The following is a 19,038-nucleotide window of genomic DNA, read 5'->3' as shown; positions in this document are numbered from 1 at the left end:
CGGTTGATGCAGAAAATCGGCTTAAATCTGTGTCCGGTATTTGTTGACCACTACATCTATGACATGATGATCTATCGCGGTCGATAGTTTGTTTCCCAAGCTCTCTTATTCTCTAACCGCTCTTGCTTAAAACCATGAGCGGTTTTCAATTTCTACTGTTCTTTTTAAAACACCCCAAAGACGAACAAATCATACAAAACCCACCATTTTTCAAACGCCAAAAGCTAAGCATCTATTTTCACTTTAGTTTTATTGGCGCTGATTTTGTCCAATCCGCCGTGCCAGCACGTATTACTAATAAAATTCATAACTAAATCGGCTTGTACATAGCGATATTGCCAGTACCTGCTTACTCTTTAACTTACAAATATAAGAAACACGCCAGTTCATTCATCTCACAAATAAGAGCGAAGCGCTGGCTTTCAAAGCCCAAGTTAGTGAAAAACGCATTCAATTTACCAGGGAAACAGTGATGAGATTAAAGAACACGCATTTCATGAGCACAGGTATAAAGGCGGCTCTCCTCGCCACGATGTGCTTCTCTCCTTTCACTTTCGCATCTGACGCCAAAGTCGACGAGCAATTTGAGGTTGGTAAAGAGAAAGCGAAAGTATGTATGACATGTCACGGTGCTGACGGCATCTCTACCATCGACGCCTATCCAAACCTACGCGGTCAGAAAAAAAGCTACCTGATCTCTTCTTTGAAAGATTATAAAGCGCGGGAGCGGACTAGTGGGTTGGCGGTGCTCATGCAGCAGCAAGCCGACGCCCTGTCTGACCAAGATATAGAAGACATCGCGCACTATTATTCGCAGTTAGGGAACGAGCATTCACCGTCAGATAACGAGCCCCAGCCTTAAACGAGGAGCGTTCTTATGGAACAAACAACTACTCAATACAACACTCAAGTTGTGAAGTATTTTGTTTTGGCATCGCTGGTTTGGGCGATTGCGGGGATGATCATCGGTGTCATTCTAGCGGCGCAGTTGTACTGGCCCATTCTGAACTTTGATTCGCAATATTTCCAATTCGGTCGTCTGAGACCTCTACACACATCTGGCGTGATATACGGCTTTGTCGTAAACATTTTAATGGGTACTTCGCTCTACATTGCCCAGCGTACTGGCCGTTGTAATTTGTTCAACCAGAGCTTGTCTTGGATGGTGTTCTGGGGATGGCAACTCGTTCTGCTCTTGGCGCTTATTACCCTTCCCGCAGGCTATACGACATCAAAAGAGTATGCGGAGTTGGAATGGCCAATCGACGTATTAATCGTCTTGGTTTGGGTGCTCTATGCTGTGCTGTTCTTTGGCACGATTGCCAAGCGCAAAGTAGACCATATCTTTGTAGCAAACTGGTTCTTTGCCGCCTTTATTATCGTGATTGCGATGATCTTCGTCGTGAACAATCTCGCAATGCCCGTCTCACTGATGAAATCCTATTCCGTCTTTGCTGGTGCACAAGATGCCATTGTCCAATGGTGGTGGGGTCATAACGCGGTAGGATTTTTGCTGACTGCAGGTGTGATTGGGATGAACTATTACTTCATTCCTAAAGCCGCTGATCGCCCTATCTACTCTTATCGTTTGTCTGTAATCCATTTTTGGGGCTTGGTTGGCTTTTACACTTGGGCGGGTACGCACCACTTGGTTTACTCTTCGGTACCGGTTTGGGTGCAAAACATCGGCATCATCATGTCACTCATTCTTTGGCTTCCGTCTTGGGCTGGCGCTTTCAACAGTGCGATGACGCTGCTGCAAAACAAAGAGAAACTCAAATCTGACTATATCTGCTTGTTCTTCTTCTCAGCAATCCTTTACTACTGCTTAGCCACTTTCGAAGGGCCTCTGCTTGCCATTCGCTGGTTCAATATGCTGGCGCACAACACAGAATGGGTGATCGGACACGTTCACTCTGGCGCATTAGGTTGGGTGGGCATGTCTGGCATTGCGGTGTTCTACTACTTCATCCCACGTCTTTGGAATAAAACGGAACTGTGGTCGAAGCGACTGATCAAATGGCACTTCTGGCTTGCCCATGCAGGTGTTGCCATTTATGCCATCGCACTTTGGGTGGCCGGTATTGGTGAAGGCTACATGTGGCTCACTCAAAACGAGAATGGTGAGCTAGTATACAGCTTTATCGAAGCCATGAACTTTAAAGCACCATGGTTGTTCTTGCGCTTCTTTGGTGGTGCGCTCTTTGTACTCGGCTTGTTCCTGATGGCATTCAACTTGTACAAGACCGTACGTTCTCCGTCTGTATTAGTAGCGAAGGAGGCATAAGATGAGCAAAGACTTTACGCATTCAGTGATCATCTTGATCATCACCACCGTTGTTGTGGCTTCCTTCTCTCTTGCAGTGTGGGTAGTGCCTAATATCCTGCGTACTGACGACATCGCCAAAGGCAGTTTAGCGAAGCCATTAACCGCGTTGGAGCTTGCTGGTCGCGATATCTACATCAGCGAAGGTTGCCATGTGTGCCACACGCAGATGGTTCGCCCGCTAGAACCCGAAATCAAACGTAACGGACGCGCTAACCAAGAGTCCGATGATATTTACGAGTTCCCTAACTTGTGGGGCTCCAAACGCACAGGCCCAGATCTAACCAATCTTGGACGTAAGTATTCGGACCAATGGCATGTGTTGCATCTTATCGACCCACGCCAAGTGGTTCCTACATCCATCATGCCCGCTTATCCTTGGTTGTTTGAGCAGACTTTGTCTGGTAACGCCATTGGTAACAAGATGGAAACGCTCCGTACGTTGGGCGTGCCCTACACCGACCAAGAGATCTCAGACGCGCGATTACAAATACGCGGTAAAACCAAAGGGGAAGCTCTGATTCGTTATCTTCAAAGCCTTGGTCAAGACACAGCACAGGAGGTGGCACAATGAGCACATTCTGGAACTGGTGGGCAATTGCCGCCACGATTGTCTTCTTCATATTGATGGTGTCTGTCATCGTCAAATATTGGCGTAGCAACCATAAAGCAGACCAAGACCATACCATCGCCTCCTTTGATGGCATTGATGAAAAAGACGCACCGCCACCCAAGTTACTGTTTGCCAGTTACGCGGTCGCCTTTCTGTTGTCAGCAGGATACCTAGTGTTATATCCGGGCTTGGGCGAATGGAAAGGTTTGGCGAATTACGATCAAAGTGACGATAAACTCAGCGCACCGTCAACGACGCTTGATGAACAATTTAGGCAAGTTACGGACACGTCACTCGACGCATTGGCACAAAACAACGATATCGTCCGCTCTGGTCGAATCCTGTTTCAAACCCATTGCGCCGCTTGCCACCGAGACAATGCTCAGGGCCAAAAGCACTTCCCTAATCTGATCGATAAAGAATGGATGTATGGCGGCGATGACGATGCTCTAATTCACTCTATCGCCAAAGGTCGTAACGGCGCCATGCCAGGCTGGGTAGAGGTCATGAGGAAAGACGAAGTCGATAAGGTTGCCTATTACCTTGCATCCCTTAATCAACGTCACAGTGACGTACCAGAAGTGAAAGTTGAACTAGGTAAGAGTTTGTTCGTCGAATATTGCTCGTCATGTCATGGTGACGGCTCCATAGCAAATCAACAAACGGGCGTGCCTGATCTATCAGACAGTGTCTGGCTACATGGCGGGAGCATCGAGGAGATTCAACACACCATCAATTACGGTTTAAACAACTTAATGCCTGCGTTTGAAAACCAACTTTCTGAGCACGAAATCCTCGCTCTGGGTGCCTACATCCGTAAAGCGGGTGAAGAGCAAGAGCAGAAACTCGCAGCGCTTAATGCTGAGTCAGTGAAACGCGGTGAGTACCTTGCCCATGCTGGGGACTGTGTGGCTTGTCATAGTGCTGAAGGTGGCGAACCTTTTGCGGGCGGTCTACCGTTCGTTACCCCATTTGGCACCATCTACTCCACTAATATCACGCCCCATGCCAGCGCAGGTATAGGTGAGTATGATTATGATGACTTCCGAGATGCGCTTGTGAAGGGTAAAGGCAAACATGGTTACCTTTATCCTGCAATGCCCTACACGTCTTATCAATACCTCACTGAACAAGACATGACGGATTTGTGGGAATTCATGCAATCTATCCCTGCGGTAGCTCGTCGTAACGATGAAAACCATATGATGTTCCCATCTAACATCCGTCTTGGTTTGCTGGGCTGGAATATCGTCTTTATGGATACCGACCCAATCGACTACAGCTTGCCTCAAGAACTTGAAGGACACGTAGAAGATGTTGAGAAGTGGCAGAAAGGCAAATATTGGGTAGCAGGCTTAGGACACTGCTCAGAGTGCCACACACCGCGTAACATTGCTCAAGCCCTAATTCCTGAGCGTATCTTCCAAGGTAACTTGATAGACGGCTGGAATGCGCCTGACATTACCTCAACAGAGTTGTACGTTGGTGGTTGGGATGAAAAGACGTTGACCGACTTCTTACACACTGGTCATTCAGACAAAGGCACCGCGTTTGCCGGGATGGCGGATGTCGTGAAGAATAGCTTGAGTTTAATGACGCGTGAAGACATTGAATCCATGTCCTACTACTTGCTCAGTGGCGATGTGAACAACTTTATTGCCGCCGACGCAGTACCACTAGAACCTAAAGGGTTCGATGACGACGCCTATCAAGATCCAATCTACACCGTCTACAAACAGACTTGTGGCGCTTGTCACGGCAACGATGGTAAAGGGCGAGACCCAATAGCGCCAACATTGCTAAATAACGGCATCATCATGCACAGCGACCCGTTCAACACCATTGCGGTAACTGTGCGAGGTTTGCAACCTACCTACATTGATCCAGAGCGTAATTTCATGCCGATGGCGAGCTTTGAGGACATCCTCTCCGACGCGCGTTTAGCAGAGTTAATTACCTTTGTGCGTAAACACCTCGGAGACCAACAAGAAGCAGTTACTGCCGCTGACGTACAGGAAGTACGTGAGACGCTAGAAGCCGCTGGATACGCAGGAGGGCTGCATACAACGCCTGATATGTACGATAGACGCGATAACAACATCAACATCCGCTAGTTACTGTTGAGTTGAGTTGTTGCCGAAGAAAATTGTTGATGAAGCGAATTGTTGTTTAAACGAACTATTGCTATTTAAACAAACTATTGTTGAATTTCGTCCACAAAAAAAGCCCTTTCCAACCGGAAAGGGCTTTGACTTAGTTCCCAAAATTTTTGCCGTTTTACAGCAGTTCCACCGACTGTTGAGCGATAACCCACTCTTCATTGGTAGGAATAACTAGTGCTTTCGCACCAAGTAACTCAGATGTAGCAACAACACCTGCGTTACCAAATCGTGCATCTTCGTTGCCTTTCACATCTTCAACGAAACCAAGCAGTTTTAGGTTGCTTAGGATTTCGCGACGGATTGGCATAGAGTTTTCACCGATACCGCCTGTGAAGATGATGCCGTCGAATGAATCAAGAGCAGCAAGGTAAGACGCAATGTATTTAGACACACGGTACGTGAACACTTGGAATGCTAGAGCAGCGCCTTCATGGCCCTCTTCCATCGCTTCCAAAATACCGCGTGCATCGCTTGTTAGGCCAGACACACCTAAGAAGCCAGAAGCTTTGTTCAATGAGTTGAACACTTTCTCTTGAGACCAACCTTTCTTTAGAAGGTACTCAATGATGCCAGGGTCTAGGTCACCACAACGTGTGCCCATCATTAGACCAGACAGTGGCGTGAAGCCCATAGATGTATCTACAGATTCGCCGTTGTTGATTGCACAAACAGAAGCACCGTTACCTAGGTGAACAGAGATGAAGCTCGATTCTTCAACCGGCTTGTTAATCATCTTCGCAGCTTCGCGACTTACAAAGTAGTGGCTAGTGCCGTGGAAACCGTAACGACGGATACCGAAGTCTGTGTAAAGTTCTTTCGCGATTGCACCTGTGAATGCACGTTGAGGCATTGTTTGATGGAACGCAGTATCAAACACAGCAAACTGAGGAAGGCTTGGAAACGCTTCAACAGCAGCACGAATACCGATAGCACCTGCAGGGTTATGTAGTGGAGCAAGATCCGCAAGTTTTTCGATTTCCGCAGTAACTTCTTCAGTGATACGCACAGTTTGAGTGAATTTCTCACCACCGTGAACGATACGGTGACCCACAGCAACGATGTCTTGAGCTAGACCTAACTCTTCGGTTAAACCAACCAGCTTACCAATAGCGATCTTGTGATGGCTATCGTCGCCTTCGATTGTAATTTCCTTTTTCTCACCGTTGAATTTCCAGCTCATACGAGCGTCTGATAGACCAAAGCATTCGCCCAGACCACTTAGCACAGCATCGCCTGATTGAGAGTCGATTACTGCAAATTTTAGTGATGAGCTACCTGAGTTGATCACCAGTACAAACGAATTAGACATGAAATAGTTTCCTGTTGTGGAGCAGAGGTTTTGTAATTGCGCTTCCGCGCTGCGTACTTCTTGTTTGTGCCTTCTATTATTCAATAATTTTTTAATCTTTCAACTATCTTTTAGTGTTAGTTATTTAGTTGGACATTTTTTGTTGATCTATGACAAGTTTAGATTTTATTTGAAGACTAAAAAATATCTGTTGTTACAACAAATGTATGAATACTCATATTTGTACAAAACCAAAAGTATGAGCTACGTTGTTTATTGGGGATTCAGAAGTTACAAACATATCAATAATTCGGAATAATAACGTGCCCACATTTGCCTTTGTACTAGTTATCATAGGTCTACTTTTGCTCTGCTGGGGATGGCAGATGACAAAAAATATTTGCTCGAAAACCGACGTTCCGGGATGGATTGTGCTGTTGGTTTTGATTACTGGGTTCATATTTGCCTATGCTGCTTTTCTTCACGAGATCATTAACAAGCCTGTTGCTACCTTGTTAGAAACGGGGCTTGCGCTACTGCTGCTAGGTGGCAGCATCTTTGTCGTGCTCGTTATCAAATGGAGTAATGATTCGATACACGAGCTACATGCAGTCGCGGAGCGAGAAAAACACAACGCTGTTCATGACGCCCTTACTGGCCTACCAAACCGAAAGTTTTGCTTTGAACAAATCGATAACCGAATCCAAGAAAGCGCCCCCTTCTCTGTCATACTTTTTGATGTAGTCAACTTCAAACAGATTAACGATGCCATGGGGCATTTCAGTGGAGACCAGCTACTTATCCAAATCGGTCAGAGATTACAAACTGAGTTGAGCGGAGACGACAAGATTTTCAGAGTCGGTGGCGACGAATTCGTTATTCTCACCTCGTGTGCTGAATATGGAGCAGGTTCAAACTTAGTTGAACGACTAGATAGTGCGATGTCCCAACGCTTCAATCTCGGTGAATTTCAGGTCTCTTCTCGCGTGGTTTTTGGTTTGAGCACCTTTCCTTTTGATGCGGAGTCAAACGATCTTCTTATCAAGTGCGCTGACATCGCCATGTACCATGCAAAGCGTAATGGGCAGTTAATGGCGTTCTATAACGAAGACATGAACGTCGGTGCCAAATATCAGCTTGAGATTTCCTCTCGAATTCAATGCGCTTTAGAGAAAGACGAATTCCAGCTATATTACCAACCTCTGATCGATGCCCATACCAGCCTTGCTGTAGGGTTTGAAGCGGTAATTCGATGGCGAGATGGTAATGGTAAAAACATCTCTCCTAACGACTTTATTCCAATCGCTGAGCGGAGTAATCAGGTACATAACATTACAATGTGGGTACTAGACCAAGTAGAGAAGGATTTACTGAGCTTAATCGAGCAAGGTATCCGACTGCCCGTACACGTTAACTTATCAGCCAAAGATCTCTCCTCAAACCTCCTTTTCTCAAGGCTTGAGCAGATGCTTAGCGACAACCCCAGCTTTGAGAACCTGATTAGCCTTGAGATCACAGAGACGATGGCGATTGATCGTGTCTTAGAACTCAACCCGCTTATCAACCAAATTAAGGGGCTGGGTATCAAGATTAGCTTGGATGATTTTGGTACCGGCTATTCTTCTCTCTCCCTATTGCGAGACTTACCTGTCGATCAGATCAAAATCGACCGTTCTTTCTTGAGCACTGCAAGCAAAACCGAAGGCACCCGCTCTATTGTCGAGAACACCATCGCCCTCGCCCACGGCTTAGGCTATTCGGTAGTCGCAGAAGGTGTACAAGATATGGATACATTGCATTTCTTGCGCAGCAGAGGCTGTGACATCATTCAAGGCTACCTATTTTGCCCTGCACTGCCGCTGAATGAAGTCATTAACTGGGTAAACAATCACGACGAAGAACAAACTCGTATTCGACGCGCATAAAAAAACCGAGCACTTGGCTCGGTTTTTAAATTCATCTAGCGATTAAGCAATTATGCTTCTTGTGAGCGACGACCACGGCCGTGACCACGTTCACCACGGTGTGCACCACGGTGATCACCACCACGGTTGCGGTCGAAACGACGTTCGCCACCTTCACGGTTACCATCGCGGTTGCCGTCACGGTTACCACGGAAGCCACCTTCGCGACGACCACCTTCGCGACGACCGCCTTCACGACGACCACCTTCGCGGTTGCCATCACGGTTACCACGGTAACCGCCGCCATCACGACGACCGCCATCGCGACGACCACCGTCACGGCGACCACCACGAGACTCACGGAAGTCATCGAAGTCACATACTACAGCACCAACATCTTGTTGACGGATACGTAGCTTGCTTAGTTTGTTCGCAGCGTCTGAAGTCATTGCTTTAGGTAGCTGTACGAATGTGTGACCTTGCGCTAGCTTGATCGCACCGATAGAACCTTTGCCTAGACCTAGTTCGTTTGCTAGAGCGCCAACGATGTCTTTAACTTGAACGCCTTGCTCGCGACCAACTTGAAGCTGGTAAGTATCCCAGTCTTGGTTGTTGAAGTTACGACCGCCGTCACGACCACCTTCACGGCGCTCTTTACGACGTTGCTTGTCACGTTCAATCGCTTCTACCATTGGGTCTTCGCCAATGTAGAATAGAGGACGTTTACCTTGCTGACGCTTAAGAAGCATTGCAGCAAGCATCGCTGGATCGATTTCTAGAGAAGTTTGTAGTTTCTCTACAAGCTCAGCGAACTTGTCTAGTGCTTTGTGCTCTTTCTCTGCTTCCAGTTCAGCCGCTAGCTTGTTTAGACGAGCTTCTGCAACTTGGTCACGTAGAGGAAGTTGGATTTCTTCCATAGATGACTTAGTTACGCGTTCGATAGTGCGAAGCATACGGATTTGGTTAGTGCGAACTAGAAGGATCGCTTTACCTTTACGTCCAGCACGGCCAGTACGACCGATACGGTGGATGTAAGATTCAACATCGAATGGGATGTCGTAGTTAAATACGTGAGTAATACGTGGAACATCAAGACCACGAGCTACAACGTCAGTTGCAACTAGGATGTCGATAACACCTTGTTTGATGTGATCAACAGTACGCTCACGTAGAGACTGAGGAATATCACCGTGCAGTGCAGCAGCTTTAAAGCCACGTGCAGATAGCCAATCAGCTAGACGCTCAGTGTCTTGACGAGTACGTACGAATACGATTGACGCGTCAGTTTCTTCAGTTTCAAGAAGACGAGACATAGCTTCATCTTTCTCTACACCCTTCACTACCCAGAACTGTTGTTGAACTTTATCAACAGTGTGGTTTTTACCAGCAACGTCTACCGTTACAGGATCACGTAGGAAGCGCTCAACAATGTTTTTCAGCATTGGAGGCATAGTTGCAGAGAACAGAACGCGTTGAGCTGATTCAGGAGCGTGCTCCATGATCGCAGTTACGTCGTCCACGAAACCCATGTTTAGCATTTCGTCCGCTTCATCAAGTACGAAAGTATTTACTTCGTCTAGATGTAGACGCTCACGGTTGATAAGGTCTTGAACACGGCCAGGAGTACCAACAACAACGTGAGCACCACTTTTTAGTGCACGCATTTGATCCACGATAGATGCACCACCGTAGATCTCTAGAACTTTAAGACCCTTGATGTTTTTACCAAGGTTTTTCATTTCAGCTGCAACCTGAATCGCTAGCTCACGTGTTGGAGCAAGTACGATTGCTTGTGGTTTGCGTTGATCAAGATCTAGTTTGTTTAGAAGAGGCAGAGAGAATGCTGCCGTTTTACCTGTACCCGTCTGTGCTTTACCCAGCGCGTCAGCACCTTCCAACAGGTGTGGGATTGCCGCAGCCTGAATTGGAGTTGGTGACACGAAACCCATTCCGTCTAGAGCAGAAAGGATAGAATCATTCAGAGATAAATCGCTGAATTGAATAACAGAATCTTGCATTGGGATCCTACTTAATTAAACAAAAAAACAGTCCCATATGCTCTTCCAATTCGATACTGATCCATCCGTTTACTAAATCCGTTCAGACAGGAGCTAGTACAGTACACAACCGCGATAAGCCATTAGGGACGACTAAGGGAGGCGGATTATTCCTTAAATGCATAAAAAAAGCTAGAAAAAATTGAATTACATCACAATTTATTCTCACTAATGGTATTATTCGCATAAATTTCCACCTCTCCCCCCATTCTCCGGAGAGAAAAGCACCAGTACGCTGTTCAATTCATCAATAATTCACAGCGAATTTGTGTGCTTTAGGTAGTAATAATAGTGCGCAATGATTATAGTGTGCCCAATTCCATTGGTAAGTTAAGAAAAGATGTTTCAAGATAACCCGCTATTAGCTCAGCTTAAGCAGCAAATCCAAGAAAACCTGCCTAAAAAAGAAGGCTCAATCAAAGCAACCGATAAAGGCTTTGGCTTCCTGGAAGTGGACAGCAAAACCAGCTTCTTCATCCCACCAGCGTACATGAAAAAGTGCATGCACGGCGACAAAGTCGTTGCCATTATCCGCACTGAAAACGAACGTGAAGTCGCAGAACCACAAGAACTGCTAGAACAAGCCGTAACTCGCTTTATTGGCCGAGTAAAAATGTTCAAAGGCAAGCTAAACGTTGCACCCGATCACCCACAGCTTAAAAAGCTCTCTCTTAAAGCGAAACTAAAGAAAGGCCTAAAACCTGACGAGTTCGTAGAAGGTGATTGGGTTGTTGCTCATCTTATTCGCCACCCACTTAAAGGCGATAACTCCTTCTTCGTAGAAATTTCTGAGAAGATTACCGATGCAAACGACAAGATTGCGCCATGGTGGGTAACGCTAGCGCAAAACGATCTACCAAACTCTGAGCCAGCAGGCATCGAGAACTGGGAACTAAAAGACGACGCGGATCTAGAACGCGTAGACATGACTCACGTTCCTTTCGTGACTATCGATGGTGAATCAACCAAAGATATGGACGATGCATTGTACGCGAAGAAAACAGAATCTGGCGATTTCGAACTCACTATCGCAATCGCAGACCCAACGGCGTACATCACACCTGAAGATGACATGGATAAAGTCGCGCGTGAACGTGGCTACACTATCTACCTACCAGGTCGTAACATCCCAATGCTACCTCGCGATCTAGCGGACAACTTGTGTTCTCTAATCGAAGGTGAAATCCGCCCTGCTATCTGCTGTACAGTAACAGTAAATAAAGATGGTGTGATTGGTGATGACATCAACTTCTTCGCGGCCAACATCAAATCACATGCTCGTCTAGCATACGACAACGTATCTGATTGGCTAGAAAACGGCAGCTCAGATAAATGGCAACCGTCAGAAGAGATCGCGACTATCGTTCGTGACCTATACGATTTCTCTCGCGCTCGCGCTGAGTGGCGTGAAAAGAACGCAGTTGTGTTCCCAGACCGTCCTGACTACCGCTTCGAACTAAGCGAAGACAACGACGTTGTTGCTATTCACGCTGACATGCGTCGTAGCGCAAACCGCCTAGTTGAAGAGTCAATGATCACAGCAAACATCTGTGCGGGTCGTACACTACGCGAGAAATTTGAAACAGGCGTATTCAACACACACGCTGGCTTCAAAGCTGAGAAAATTGAAGAAGTGGTTGAACTGGTAAACCCAGAAGGCGCACTAGAGTTCACTGCTGAATCTATCGCAACACTAGAAGGCTTCGCAGCACTTCGTCGTTGGTTAGGTGAGCAAGAGACCTCATACTTAGATAACCGCATTCGCAAGTTCCAAACGTACAGCGAAGTGGGCAATCAACCTCTTCCTCATTACGCAATGGGTCTTGATATCTACGCGACTTGGACTTCACCAATCCGTAAATACGGTGACATGATCAACCACCGCATGCTGAAAGCCGTCATTTTGAACAAAGAACCGGTTCAAAAACCAGACGATGAAGTGGGCGAAGAACTGGCTCTGCACCGTAAACATCACAAAATTGCCGAGCGAAACGTATCAGATTGGCTATACGCACGTACTCTTGCAGAAGAGCCAAGCAAACAAACGTGTTTCACAGGTGAGATTTTTGATATTAATCGTGCTGGTGCACGTGTTCGACTTCTCGAAAATGGCGCAGCGGCCTTTATTCCTGGTAGCTTGATTCTTGATAATAAAGAAAGAATTGAGTGTAACGGCGACAACGGTACCATTTCTATCGATAAAGAAGTGGTATACAAGTTAGGTGACACATTGGAAATCGTTCTAGCGGACGTGAACCAAGAGAACCGCAGCATCGTTGCAAAGCCAACCCAGGTATTTGCTGATAAACCAGCAACACAAGCAGAAGAAACTGTAAGTGAATAATACCGATTGAAGTTTAAAGGCGCTCAAGTGAGCGCCTTTTTTATACGTCATGCAAGAAAGATAAGAACGAATATGCCGAACATTGAGATCATTCGCTTTAATCACTTCACTGCTCGCAAAAGTGAACGCTACACCGCCACCCATAATGGCTTATATGTTGTTGAAGAAGGCTCACTCATCATTAACCAGCCAAGTGGTGAGCGAATTGAATTAAACGCCGGAGACTTCACCCTTTATAACTCCGCAGACCTACGCAGTGCCGAAGCCAAGCCCGGCGTGTTCAAAGCCGTAGCGCTAGTGTTTGATATTGGCTTGTTCAGCGAGTTTAAATCTGCCCATCCAGGCGTACAGTCAGAAACAGAAGAACGCCGCTTCTACCCTTTTTCTTCTGAAAACCAATCCTCGATTGCAAAGCTTAAAGACACGTTAATTGAGTTAGCGGACAATAAAGCACCGCAATACGCCCAAGGTCATATTGCGCTTTCACTACTATCACTGATGGTCGAATTACAGCCAGACATTCTATCTATCATTGATGACGCAAGCAGCCTCACCGCGTCTCAGAAGGCGATTAAGTACATTGAGAAGAACATCGAGAAAGACATCACATTAGAAGCGCTAGCAACGCACATGAGCATGTCTATCGCGACCTTGAAACGCAGACTGGCAGCAGAAAACCTCTCGTTCTCGCACATATTGAAGGTGAAACGCATCAACCACGCAGCAACGCAACTGCGTGTGTCACAGAAGTCGATTACTCAAATTGCATTTGAATCTGGCTTTAAGAGTGCCGCACACTTTAGTACCGCGTTTAAATCGATTTACAGCATTACGCCTAAAGAGTTTCGTAGCCAAATTGCGAAGTAACGCATGGCATGGCACGAAACGGTGACAGGGTTAACGGATAGAGGATTAACAGATAGAAACTGTCGTTAGTCCCAAAAACACGCTTGAGGATCGCTCTCTAATTCGGCGAGAAGCACCTCAAGCGTTTTACTCATAGGTAGCCTTTCGTAAGGTACCCACACCAGATCTTCTCCACGATACGTTGGCACGTAGAAACACCAAAGCTGAGTGTTGGCATCAAACAGGATTTTAGCAATGGGAGACGTATATTCACTGTGCTGTGAATCAAGCAAGAAGTGCGCATGATAAAGCTCAACACCGTTCTCTATGGGTTCGTACAAGCATTTGCCTATCGCTTCTACCGGCAAATTGACATTGCGCCTAGCGCAGAGCGTTTGAACCAATTTGTGCAGACGACTGGTCGCCATTTGAGACACGGACATGAGCCTACTCCTGATATGTTGTTCTTAGTATATACCCAAGTACCTGAGAGAGGCAGAAATCACCATCGAGGCATGCGCTCGCTCAAGGCTAGAATAACACTCCATTTAACGACGAAAAGCTAACTGCGTCACCTCTTGTGTTTCAAATCGCTAAAAGCCTCCCTTCGCATATTATTGATAGCTATCCGTTTAAAGCGAGAGCAATCGATCATTCACTATGGATATCGATACACATTCACAAAAGTGTAACCTGAACGAAATATGATGAGCGCTGCTTTATACCGTATTTGGAGTTCAATATGTTACGTCTTTCTGTGGCGACCTTACTAGCCATGGCTCTGTCCCTTCCTTCTGCTATGGCAAAAGAAGTCAATATTTCCGGTTCTACCTCTGTTGCACGCGTAATGGATGTATTGGCTGAAGAATATAATAAAACGCATTCTGACGATTACATTGCCGTACAGGGCATTGGTTCAAGCGCTGGTATCACGATGGTGAACAAGGGCGTGGTTGAGATTGGAATGAGCTCGCGCTACTTAACAGAAAGAGAGAAAGGCGAAGACCTCAACGTATTCCCTATCGCTTACGATGGTCTTGCTGTTGTTGTTAACCGCACTAACTCTGTCACTAACCTTTCGGAACAACAACTGTTTGATATCTACAAAGGTAAAATCGACAACTGGAAACAAGTCGGCGGTGCAGACCAACCCATTGCCGTGGTAACACGTGAAGCATCTTCCGGCTCTCGCTACAGCTTTGAAAGCTTGCTAGGCCTCACTAAGATCATCAACGACCGTTTAGTATCGGACATCAACCCAAACAACCTAGTGGTAAACAGCAACAGCATGGTTAAAACCATTGTTAACCACAACCCACACGCTATCGGCTTTATCTCCGTCGGCTCAGTGGATCGCTCAATAAAAGCGATTCAGTTTGAAGGTACTGATCCAACCGCAAGCAATATCGCCAACCACAAGTACAAACTGGCTCGTCCTTTCTTAGTTCTGTACAAAGTAGATGGTTTGGATAACGCAGGCAAAGAGTTCGTGAAGTTCCTGAAATCGGAACAAGGCCAAAAAGCGATTGCCGATTACGGCTACACACCCGTGAAAAGCTTTAACCAATAAAACGCAAACATAAAAAAAGAGAGCCAAATCCGGCTCTCTTTTTTGTTTGAATCTTTGAATTCGATTAGAAGTGCAATTGAATCACTGAAACAACCACAGCACCAGGTCGACGCACACCTTCGATTTCTACTTTGATTTCACGCTCTATCTCAAGACCTTTCTTAATTGGCGTGATTTTAGTTAGCGTACTTGATGCACGAACGTTGTTACCCGCTTTCACTGGGTAAGGGAAACGCACTTGGTTCAGACCTAGGTTCACCACTAGCTTCGCCGTTGGGAACATTGGGTTTGATGGGTCAACAGAGTCTGTCAGCTTAGGTAATAGCGCTAGCGTTAGGAAGCCGTGTGCGATCGTCGTTTTGAATGGAGACTCAGAAGCCGCACGCTCAGGATCCGTGTGAATCCATTGCATATCTTCAGTAACAGAACCAAATTGGTTAATACGCTCTTGAGATACATGAATCCAATCACCCACGTGGATCACTTCACCCACCTTGTCGCTTAGCTCATCAAATAGAACTTGCGCTTCTGGCTTAAGCACGATCGGCTCAGGTTGAGGGATCACTTCTTCGTTCACAGCAGGTTGCTGGTGATCGCGTACTTTAGAAAATAAGAAGCTGCTTTGTGCTCGACCTAAGAAGTCACTCCAGTAATCGCGTAGCGTTGGAGACATCCAATTCATAAACTCTGATTGGTGAGCAGAAATCGCACCAACTTTGTCTTTAAATAGATTCGTGACTTTCATAAAAACCCTTAGATAAATTCAGCACAACTGGCTATACCAGTTAATTTTGAATTAGTTCACAATATGTTGCAAACACTTTCGGGCGAACACATGTTTGCTCAAAGTTATTTAGTTCTTACTTTTCATAAGGATAGAAATAAAACACTATTTTATTAAGTAACCACAACATAAAGTAAATACTCTACAAAATGCTGTAACAATCGCCCTTTTGGGCATTCCATCGCACTGCTTCCTTCTTTAGGTGTGACCACAAAACAAGCAATCAGTTCTTTTTCATTAAAACAATGCTTTACAACGTTTCTGCCTCACCCTATTATACGTCCCGCAACGGAGAGATGGCTGAGTGGTTGAAAGCACCGGTCTTGAAAACCGGCATACGTTAATAGCGTATCTAGGGTTCAAATCCCTATCTCTCCGCCATATTGTTACGGGAACGGGAACTGAGAAATCAGTTCCCGTTTTTGTTTTTGATACACAGGTAAGGAGGAACATTTTCTTTCCGCGTACCACTATTTTCTTTTTTCTTCCCACTCCACTGTCACTTCTGACACTAAGCTCTTGAGCAGCCAATTGGCATTTCCATCATCAGACTGAGTCAGAGTCTCTGCAAGCTTAGTACAGAACAGCTTTGCCTGAGGAGCACCGAACTTAAGCAATGGAACCTCCTTAGGGCTCTCTGGAAGTCGACTTACATCAGTTCTGAGCTTCGTCAGAGATTTTTCTTTTTCTTCGATGAAACGACCTAAAGTGGTGCTGTGTGGCTCTGACGCATTGTCGTAATGCTTTTGAATGAAAGTAAATAATTTCTTCTCTTCCTTTTCCAATAGGCTCATAAGTCTTTTTCGTTCTTTAGTCACACTTGTAAAGCAATCTGCATACTTTGCTCTAACATCCTTGCTGATATCTAGTATGTTCTTTGTTGTAAAGACATTATTTACAAGAACATCGATGACCTTTGCTTCTATCTCGGTCTTTGGAAGTGGTTGAAAATCACAGGAACCTTTTCCATTTTTAATCTTTCCTCCACAGTCATAGTACTTTTAGCGCCCTGATTTGCCGGACATCATAACTAGGTTAGATTGACACTTAGGGCATTTTAAAATTCTAGACAGAAGATATTTGTTATTACAGTCGAACGGAGTACGATTCTTAAGCTCTCTTTTTACAAGCCCATCTTTTACTGCGTTAAACATTTCTTCGTCTACAATGGCTGGTACGGGAATGGTAATGGGCGTTCTATTAATATGCTTAGAATGCTTTCCAAATACGAGACGACCAATGTAGACGGTGTTATTAAGGATCCTGCTGATAGCATTTTTTGTCCAGCGTGTGCCTCTTTTGGTTACACCTTGTTCGTTTAGCTTAATTGCAATTGACTTTACTCCAAGAGGTTTAGTTGATGCGTTACCACGAGCCCAATCGAATATACGTTTAACCAAATTAGCTTCTTCCTCCTCAATTTGAAGTATTTTCCTATGACCACAATCTACTTGTTCTATCTTTACTGATTTGTATCCAAATGGGATAGTTCCACCAGTAAAGTAACCTTTCCTTGCCGTATCAAAGAGTCTGTCAGTTACAGTTTGCCCATTAACCGCACTTTGATGCTGATTCATTGCTGCTAAAATGTTAGACATGAACTCAGTCGATGCATCCCAATAGACTATATTCTCTCTTACCGATATAAGCTGAGCGTTACTTTCCTTTAATTGTCTGAGAAGCTTCGACTGCTCTTCTACGGATCTAGTTAACCTTGACAAGTCATAAACAACAACTGCATAAACTTGCTGCCCTTCTCGGTTTTCGTGAGCAACAAAGTCTAGCATTGCTTTCAATTGTGGTCTGAATCTACCACTGTAAGCACGAATTCCCGCGTCGACATAGTAATTAACGACATCATATTCGTTTTGATTACACCACCTTTCAATGGCTTTGTTGCTTAAATCGATGGAACTAAATCTAGAAGCTACGATCTGATCGGCTACACCCATCAATCGTCGTAGCCTCATGCCTAAACCTCGTTACAAAACAACTAACTGGAAGCAGTACAACAAAGCCTTAATCAACCGTGGTTCTCTGACCTTTTGGATTGATGAGGAAACGATAGCCGAGTGGAAGCAAAACAAACAAGGCAAGCGTGGTAGACCTCGCCGATTCAGCGACTTAGCCATTACTACCGCACTGATGGTGAAACGCGTTTTCTCTATGCCATTGAGAGCGCTGCAAGGTTTTCTAGACTCAGTATTTAAGCTGGCTAACATCCCGCTTGTTTGCCCGCACTACACCTGTATAAGCCGCCAAGCTAAGAAAGTTGAGATTTCATTTAAAACCAAAACCAGAGGAGCAATACAACATCTGGCTATTGATGCCACTGGCCTCAAGGTTTATGGCGAAGGTGAATGGAAGGTCAAGAAGCATGGTACTGAAGGGAAGTGCAGAGTCTGGCGTAAGCTGCATATCGCAGTAGATACAAGCACCCACGAAATCGTCGCAGCAGAGCTGAGCTTATCTAACGTAACCGATGCCGAAGTGCTCCCCAACTTACTCAAGCAGACACGTCGTAAAATCATTGAGATATCAGGTGATGGTGCTTATGACACAAGGAATTGCCATGATGCTATACGGTTCAAGCGAGCGGTTCCGCTTATCCCGCCACGAGAAGGCGCAGCCTTCTGGGAGGAAGGACATCCTCGCAATTTAGCAGTAGGTTGTCAGAAGCTATACGGCTCCAACAAGAAGTGGAAAAAGCGTTATGGCTATCATAAGCGCTCGCTATCAGAGACAGCAATGTATTGAGTGAAACAGTTGTTAGGTGGGAAATTAAGCCTGAGGAACTACAACGCTCAAGTTGGTGAGACTTACGCCATGATTAAAGCGCTGAACAAGCTTACAGGGCTTGGTATGCCTGAAACTCAGTATGTTGTTTAATAATCACTTAATTTTCGGGCAATTTGGTTTTCTGTCCGAATTACGCAACAAAGCCATGCAAGAAACTCAACAGGCCTATTAAATTACTTCTATAGAGACCAATGAGCTGACTTCTCTTTTGTGGCTATGAGTTGTTGGATTGGTTTCCGACAACTCTGTTGAGAGGATGCTCTATTTCTACTTCAATACTCTTCGTGTTCAAGCAAGTAGTGCTTGAGCATGATATACGAATCAATTTATTGACAAAAAATAGGC

At 45.5% G+C, this 19,038-nt stretch carries 14 protein-coding genes, 1 tRNA gene and 1 pseudogene; 10 read left to right on the top strand and 6 right to left on the bottom strand.

Annotated features, from left to right (window positions below; all coding sequences use genetic code 11):
• The first annotated feature begins 472 nt into the window (after nt 1-472).
• Genes GXP65_RS02840 through GXP65_RS02825 form a run of 4 tightly spaced genes read left to right on the top strand, consistent with a single transcriptional unit; the run spans nt 473 to nt 5,053 of the window.
• Nucleotides 473-862 carry a cytochrome c gene (locus GXP65_RS02840; RefSeq protein ID WP_045382574.1) on the top strand — a complete coding sequence of 130 codons (390 nt, stop codon included), beginning with the start codon at nt 473-475 and terminating at the stop codon, nt 860-862.
• A 15-nt stretch (nt 863-877) separates the two neighbouring features.
• A complete protein-coding gene (gene ccoN / locus GXP65_RS02835) occupies nt 878-2,287 on the top strand; it encodes a cytochrome-c oxidase, cbb3-type subunit I (RefSeq protein ID WP_010451495.1) in 1,410 nt (469 codons plus the stop codon).
• A gap of 1 nt (nt 2,288) precedes the next feature.
• The gene (locus GXP65_RS02830; RefSeq protein ID WP_038892584.1) at nt 2,289-2,900 is read left to right on the top strand and encodes a cbb3-type cytochrome c oxidase subunit II; all 612 of its coding nucleotides are present in this window, start codon (nt 2,289-2,291) and stop codon (nt 2,898-2,900) included.
• Entirely contained in the window at nt 2,897-5,053 is a 2,157-nt protein-coding gene (locus GXP65_RS02825; protein ID WP_162091933.1) for a cytochrome c, read from the top strand. The genes GXP65_RS02830 and GXP65_RS02825 overlap by 4 nt, the downstream gene beginning before the upstream one ends.
• Nucleotides 5,054-5,216: 163 nt before the next feature.
• Here GXP65_RS02825 and GXP65_RS02820 read toward each other — a convergent pair whose 3' ends face one another.
• Nucleotides 5,217-6,410 (bottom strand): acetate/propionate family kinase, encoded by a 1,194-nt coding sequence (locus tag GXP65_RS02820; protein WP_045373676.1) that lies wholly within the window; start codon nt 6,408-6,410, stop codon nt 5,217-5,219.
• Between the two features lie 365 nt (nt 6,411-6,775).
• On the opposite strand from GXP65_RS02820, the gene GXP65_RS02815 reads away from it, so the two are divergent.
• Complete coding sequence (locus GXP65_RS02815; protein ID WP_162091932.1) at nt 6,776-8,314, top strand: bifunctional diguanylate cyclase/phosphodiesterase; 1,539 nt, start codon at nt 6,776-6,778, stop codon at nt 8,312-8,314.
• A gap of 50 nt (nt 8,315-8,364) precedes the next feature.
• Here GXP65_RS02815 and GXP65_RS02810 read toward each other — a convergent pair whose 3' ends face one another.
• The gene (locus tag GXP65_RS02810; protein ID WP_162091931.1) at nt 8,365-10,311 is read right to left on the bottom strand and encodes a DEAD/DEAH box helicase; all 1,947 of its coding nucleotides are present in this window, start codon (nt 10,309-10,311) and stop codon (nt 8,365-8,367) included.
• Nucleotides 10,312-10,690: 379 nt separating this feature from the next.
• On the opposite strand from GXP65_RS02810, the gene rnb reads away from it, so the two are divergent.
• Both rnb and GXP65_RS02800 read left to right on the top strand, forming a co-directional pair.
• Complete coding sequence (gene rnb / locus GXP65_RS02805; protein ID WP_038892595.1) at nt 10,691-12,694, top strand: exoribonuclease II; 2,004 nt, start codon at nt 10,691-10,693, stop codon at nt 12,692-12,694.
• 72 nt (nt 12,695-12,766) lie between these two features.
• Complete coding sequence (locus tag GXP65_RS02800) at nt 12,767-13,561, top strand: AraC family transcriptional regulator (protein WP_005532315.1); 795 nt, start codon at nt 12,767-12,769, stop codon at nt 13,559-13,561.
• Between the two features lie 65 nt (nt 13,562-13,626).
• Here GXP65_RS02800 and GXP65_RS02795 read toward each other — a convergent pair whose 3' ends face one another.
• The gene (locus GXP65_RS02795; protein WP_162091930.1) at nt 13,627-13,983 is read right to left on the bottom strand and encodes a DUF3024 domain-containing protein; all 357 of its coding nucleotides are present in this window, start codon (nt 13,981-13,983) and stop codon (nt 13,627-13,629) included.
• Between the two features lie 299 nt (nt 13,984-14,282).
• On the opposite strand from GXP65_RS02795, the gene GXP65_RS02790 reads away from it, so the two are divergent.
• Nucleotides 14,283-15,110 (top strand): phosphate ABC transporter substrate-binding protein, encoded by an 828-nt coding sequence (locus GXP65_RS02790; RefSeq protein ID WP_162091929.1) that lies wholly within the window; start codon nt 14,283-14,285, stop codon nt 15,108-15,110.
• A gap of 64 nt (nt 15,111-15,174) precedes the next feature.
• Here GXP65_RS02790 and GXP65_RS02785 read toward each other — a convergent pair whose 3' ends face one another.
• Nucleotides 15,175-15,855, bottom strand: coding sequence for a MaoC family dehydratase (locus tag GXP65_RS02785; RefSeq protein ID WP_162091928.1), 681 nt, complete (start codon nt 15,853-15,855; stop codon nt 15,175-15,177).
• Between the two features lie 329 nt (nt 15,856-16,184).
• Here GXP65_RS02785 and GXP65_RS02780 point away from each other — a divergent pair.
• Nucleotides 16,185-16,275, top strand: a tRNA-Ser gene (locus tag GXP65_RS02780).
• An 89-nt stretch (nt 16,276-16,364) separates the two neighbouring features.
• Here GXP65_RS02780 and GXP65_RS02775 read toward each other — a convergent pair.
• Entirely contained in the window at nt 16,365-16,688 is a 324-nt protein-coding gene (locus GXP65_RS02775; protein ID WP_162091927.1) for a hypothetical protein, read from the bottom strand.
• A 207-nt stretch (nt 16,689-16,895) separates the two neighbouring features.
• Nucleotides 16,896-17,846 carry a recombinase family protein gene (locus GXP65_RS02770; RefSeq protein WP_162091926.1) on the bottom strand — a complete coding sequence of 317 codons (951 nt, stop codon included), beginning with the start codon at nt 17,844-17,846 and terminating at the stop codon, nt 16,896-16,898.
• Between the two features lie 16 nt (nt 17,847-17,862).
• Here GXP65_RS02770 and GXP65_RS02765 point away from each other — a divergent pair.
• A pseudogene (locus GXP65_RS02765) lies at nt 17,863-18,783 on the top strand (IS5 family transposase).
• The last annotated feature ends 255 nt before the right edge of the window (nt 18,784-19,038 follow it).

The sequence above is a fragment of the Vibrio sp. LB10LO1 genome, from assembly GCF_010092875.1.
In the GTDB taxonomy this organism is placed as follows: Bacteria; Pseudomonadota; Gammaproteobacteria; order Enterobacterales; family Vibrionaceae; genus Vibrio; species Vibrio campbellii.
Note: the sequence above shows the minus strand (reverse complement) of the source record. Positions and strands in the feature narration are given on the sequence as shown.

Excerpts from the sequence above, each read along its gene's own strand:
- GXP65_RS02840 (WP_045382574.1), top strand. The coding sequence starts at position 473 with ATGAGATTAAAGAACACGCATTTCATGAGCACAGGTATAAAGGCGGCT.
- ccoN (WP_010451495.1), top strand. The coding sequence starts at position 878 with ATGGAACAAACAACTACTCAATACAACACTCAAGTTGTGAAGTATTTT.
- GXP65_RS02830 (WP_038892584.1), top strand. The coding sequence starts at position 2,289 with ATGAGCAAAGACTTTACGCATTCAGTGATCATCTTGATCATCACCACC.
- GXP65_RS02825 (WP_162091933.1), top strand. The coding sequence starts at position 2,897 with ATGAGCACATTCTGGAACTGGTGGGCAATTGCCGCCACGATTGTCTTC.
- GXP65_RS02820 (WP_045373676.1), bottom strand. The coding sequence starts at position 6,410 with ATGTCTAATTCGTTTGTACTGGTGATCAACTCAGGTAGCTCATCACTA.
- GXP65_RS02815 (WP_162091932.1), top strand. The coding sequence starts at position 6,776 with ATGACAAAAAATATTTGCTCGAAAACCGACGTTCCGGGATGGATTGTG.
- GXP65_RS02810 (WP_162091931.1), bottom strand. The coding sequence starts at position 10,311 with ATGCAAGATTCTGTTATTCAATTCAGCGATTTATCTCTGAATGATTCT.
- rnb (WP_038892595.1), top strand. The coding sequence starts at position 10,691 with ATGTTTCAAGATAACCCGCTATTAGCTCAGCTTAAGCAGCAAATCCAA.
- GXP65_RS02800 (WP_005532315.1), top strand. The coding sequence starts at position 12,767 with ATGCCGAACATTGAGATCATTCGCTTTAATCACTTCACTGCTCGCAAA.
- GXP65_RS02795 (WP_162091930.1), bottom strand. The coding sequence starts at position 13,983 with ATGTCCGTGTCTCAAATGGCGACCAGTCGTCTGCACAAATTGGTTCAA.
- GXP65_RS02790 (WP_162091929.1), top strand. The coding sequence starts at position 14,283 with ATGTTACGTCTTTCTGTGGCGACCTTACTAGCCATGGCTCTGTCCCTT.
- GXP65_RS02785 (WP_162091928.1), bottom strand. The coding sequence starts at position 15,855 with ATGAAAGTCACGAATCTATTTAAAGACAAAGTTGGTGCGATTTCTGCT.
- GXP65_RS02775 (WP_162091927.1), bottom strand. The coding sequence starts at position 16,688 with ATGAGCCTATTGGAAAAGGAAGAGAAGAAATTATTTACTTTCATTCAA.
- GXP65_RS02770 (WP_162091926.1), bottom strand. The coding sequence starts at position 17,846 with ATGGGTGTAGCCGATCAGATCGTAGCTTCTAGATTTAGTTCCATCGAT.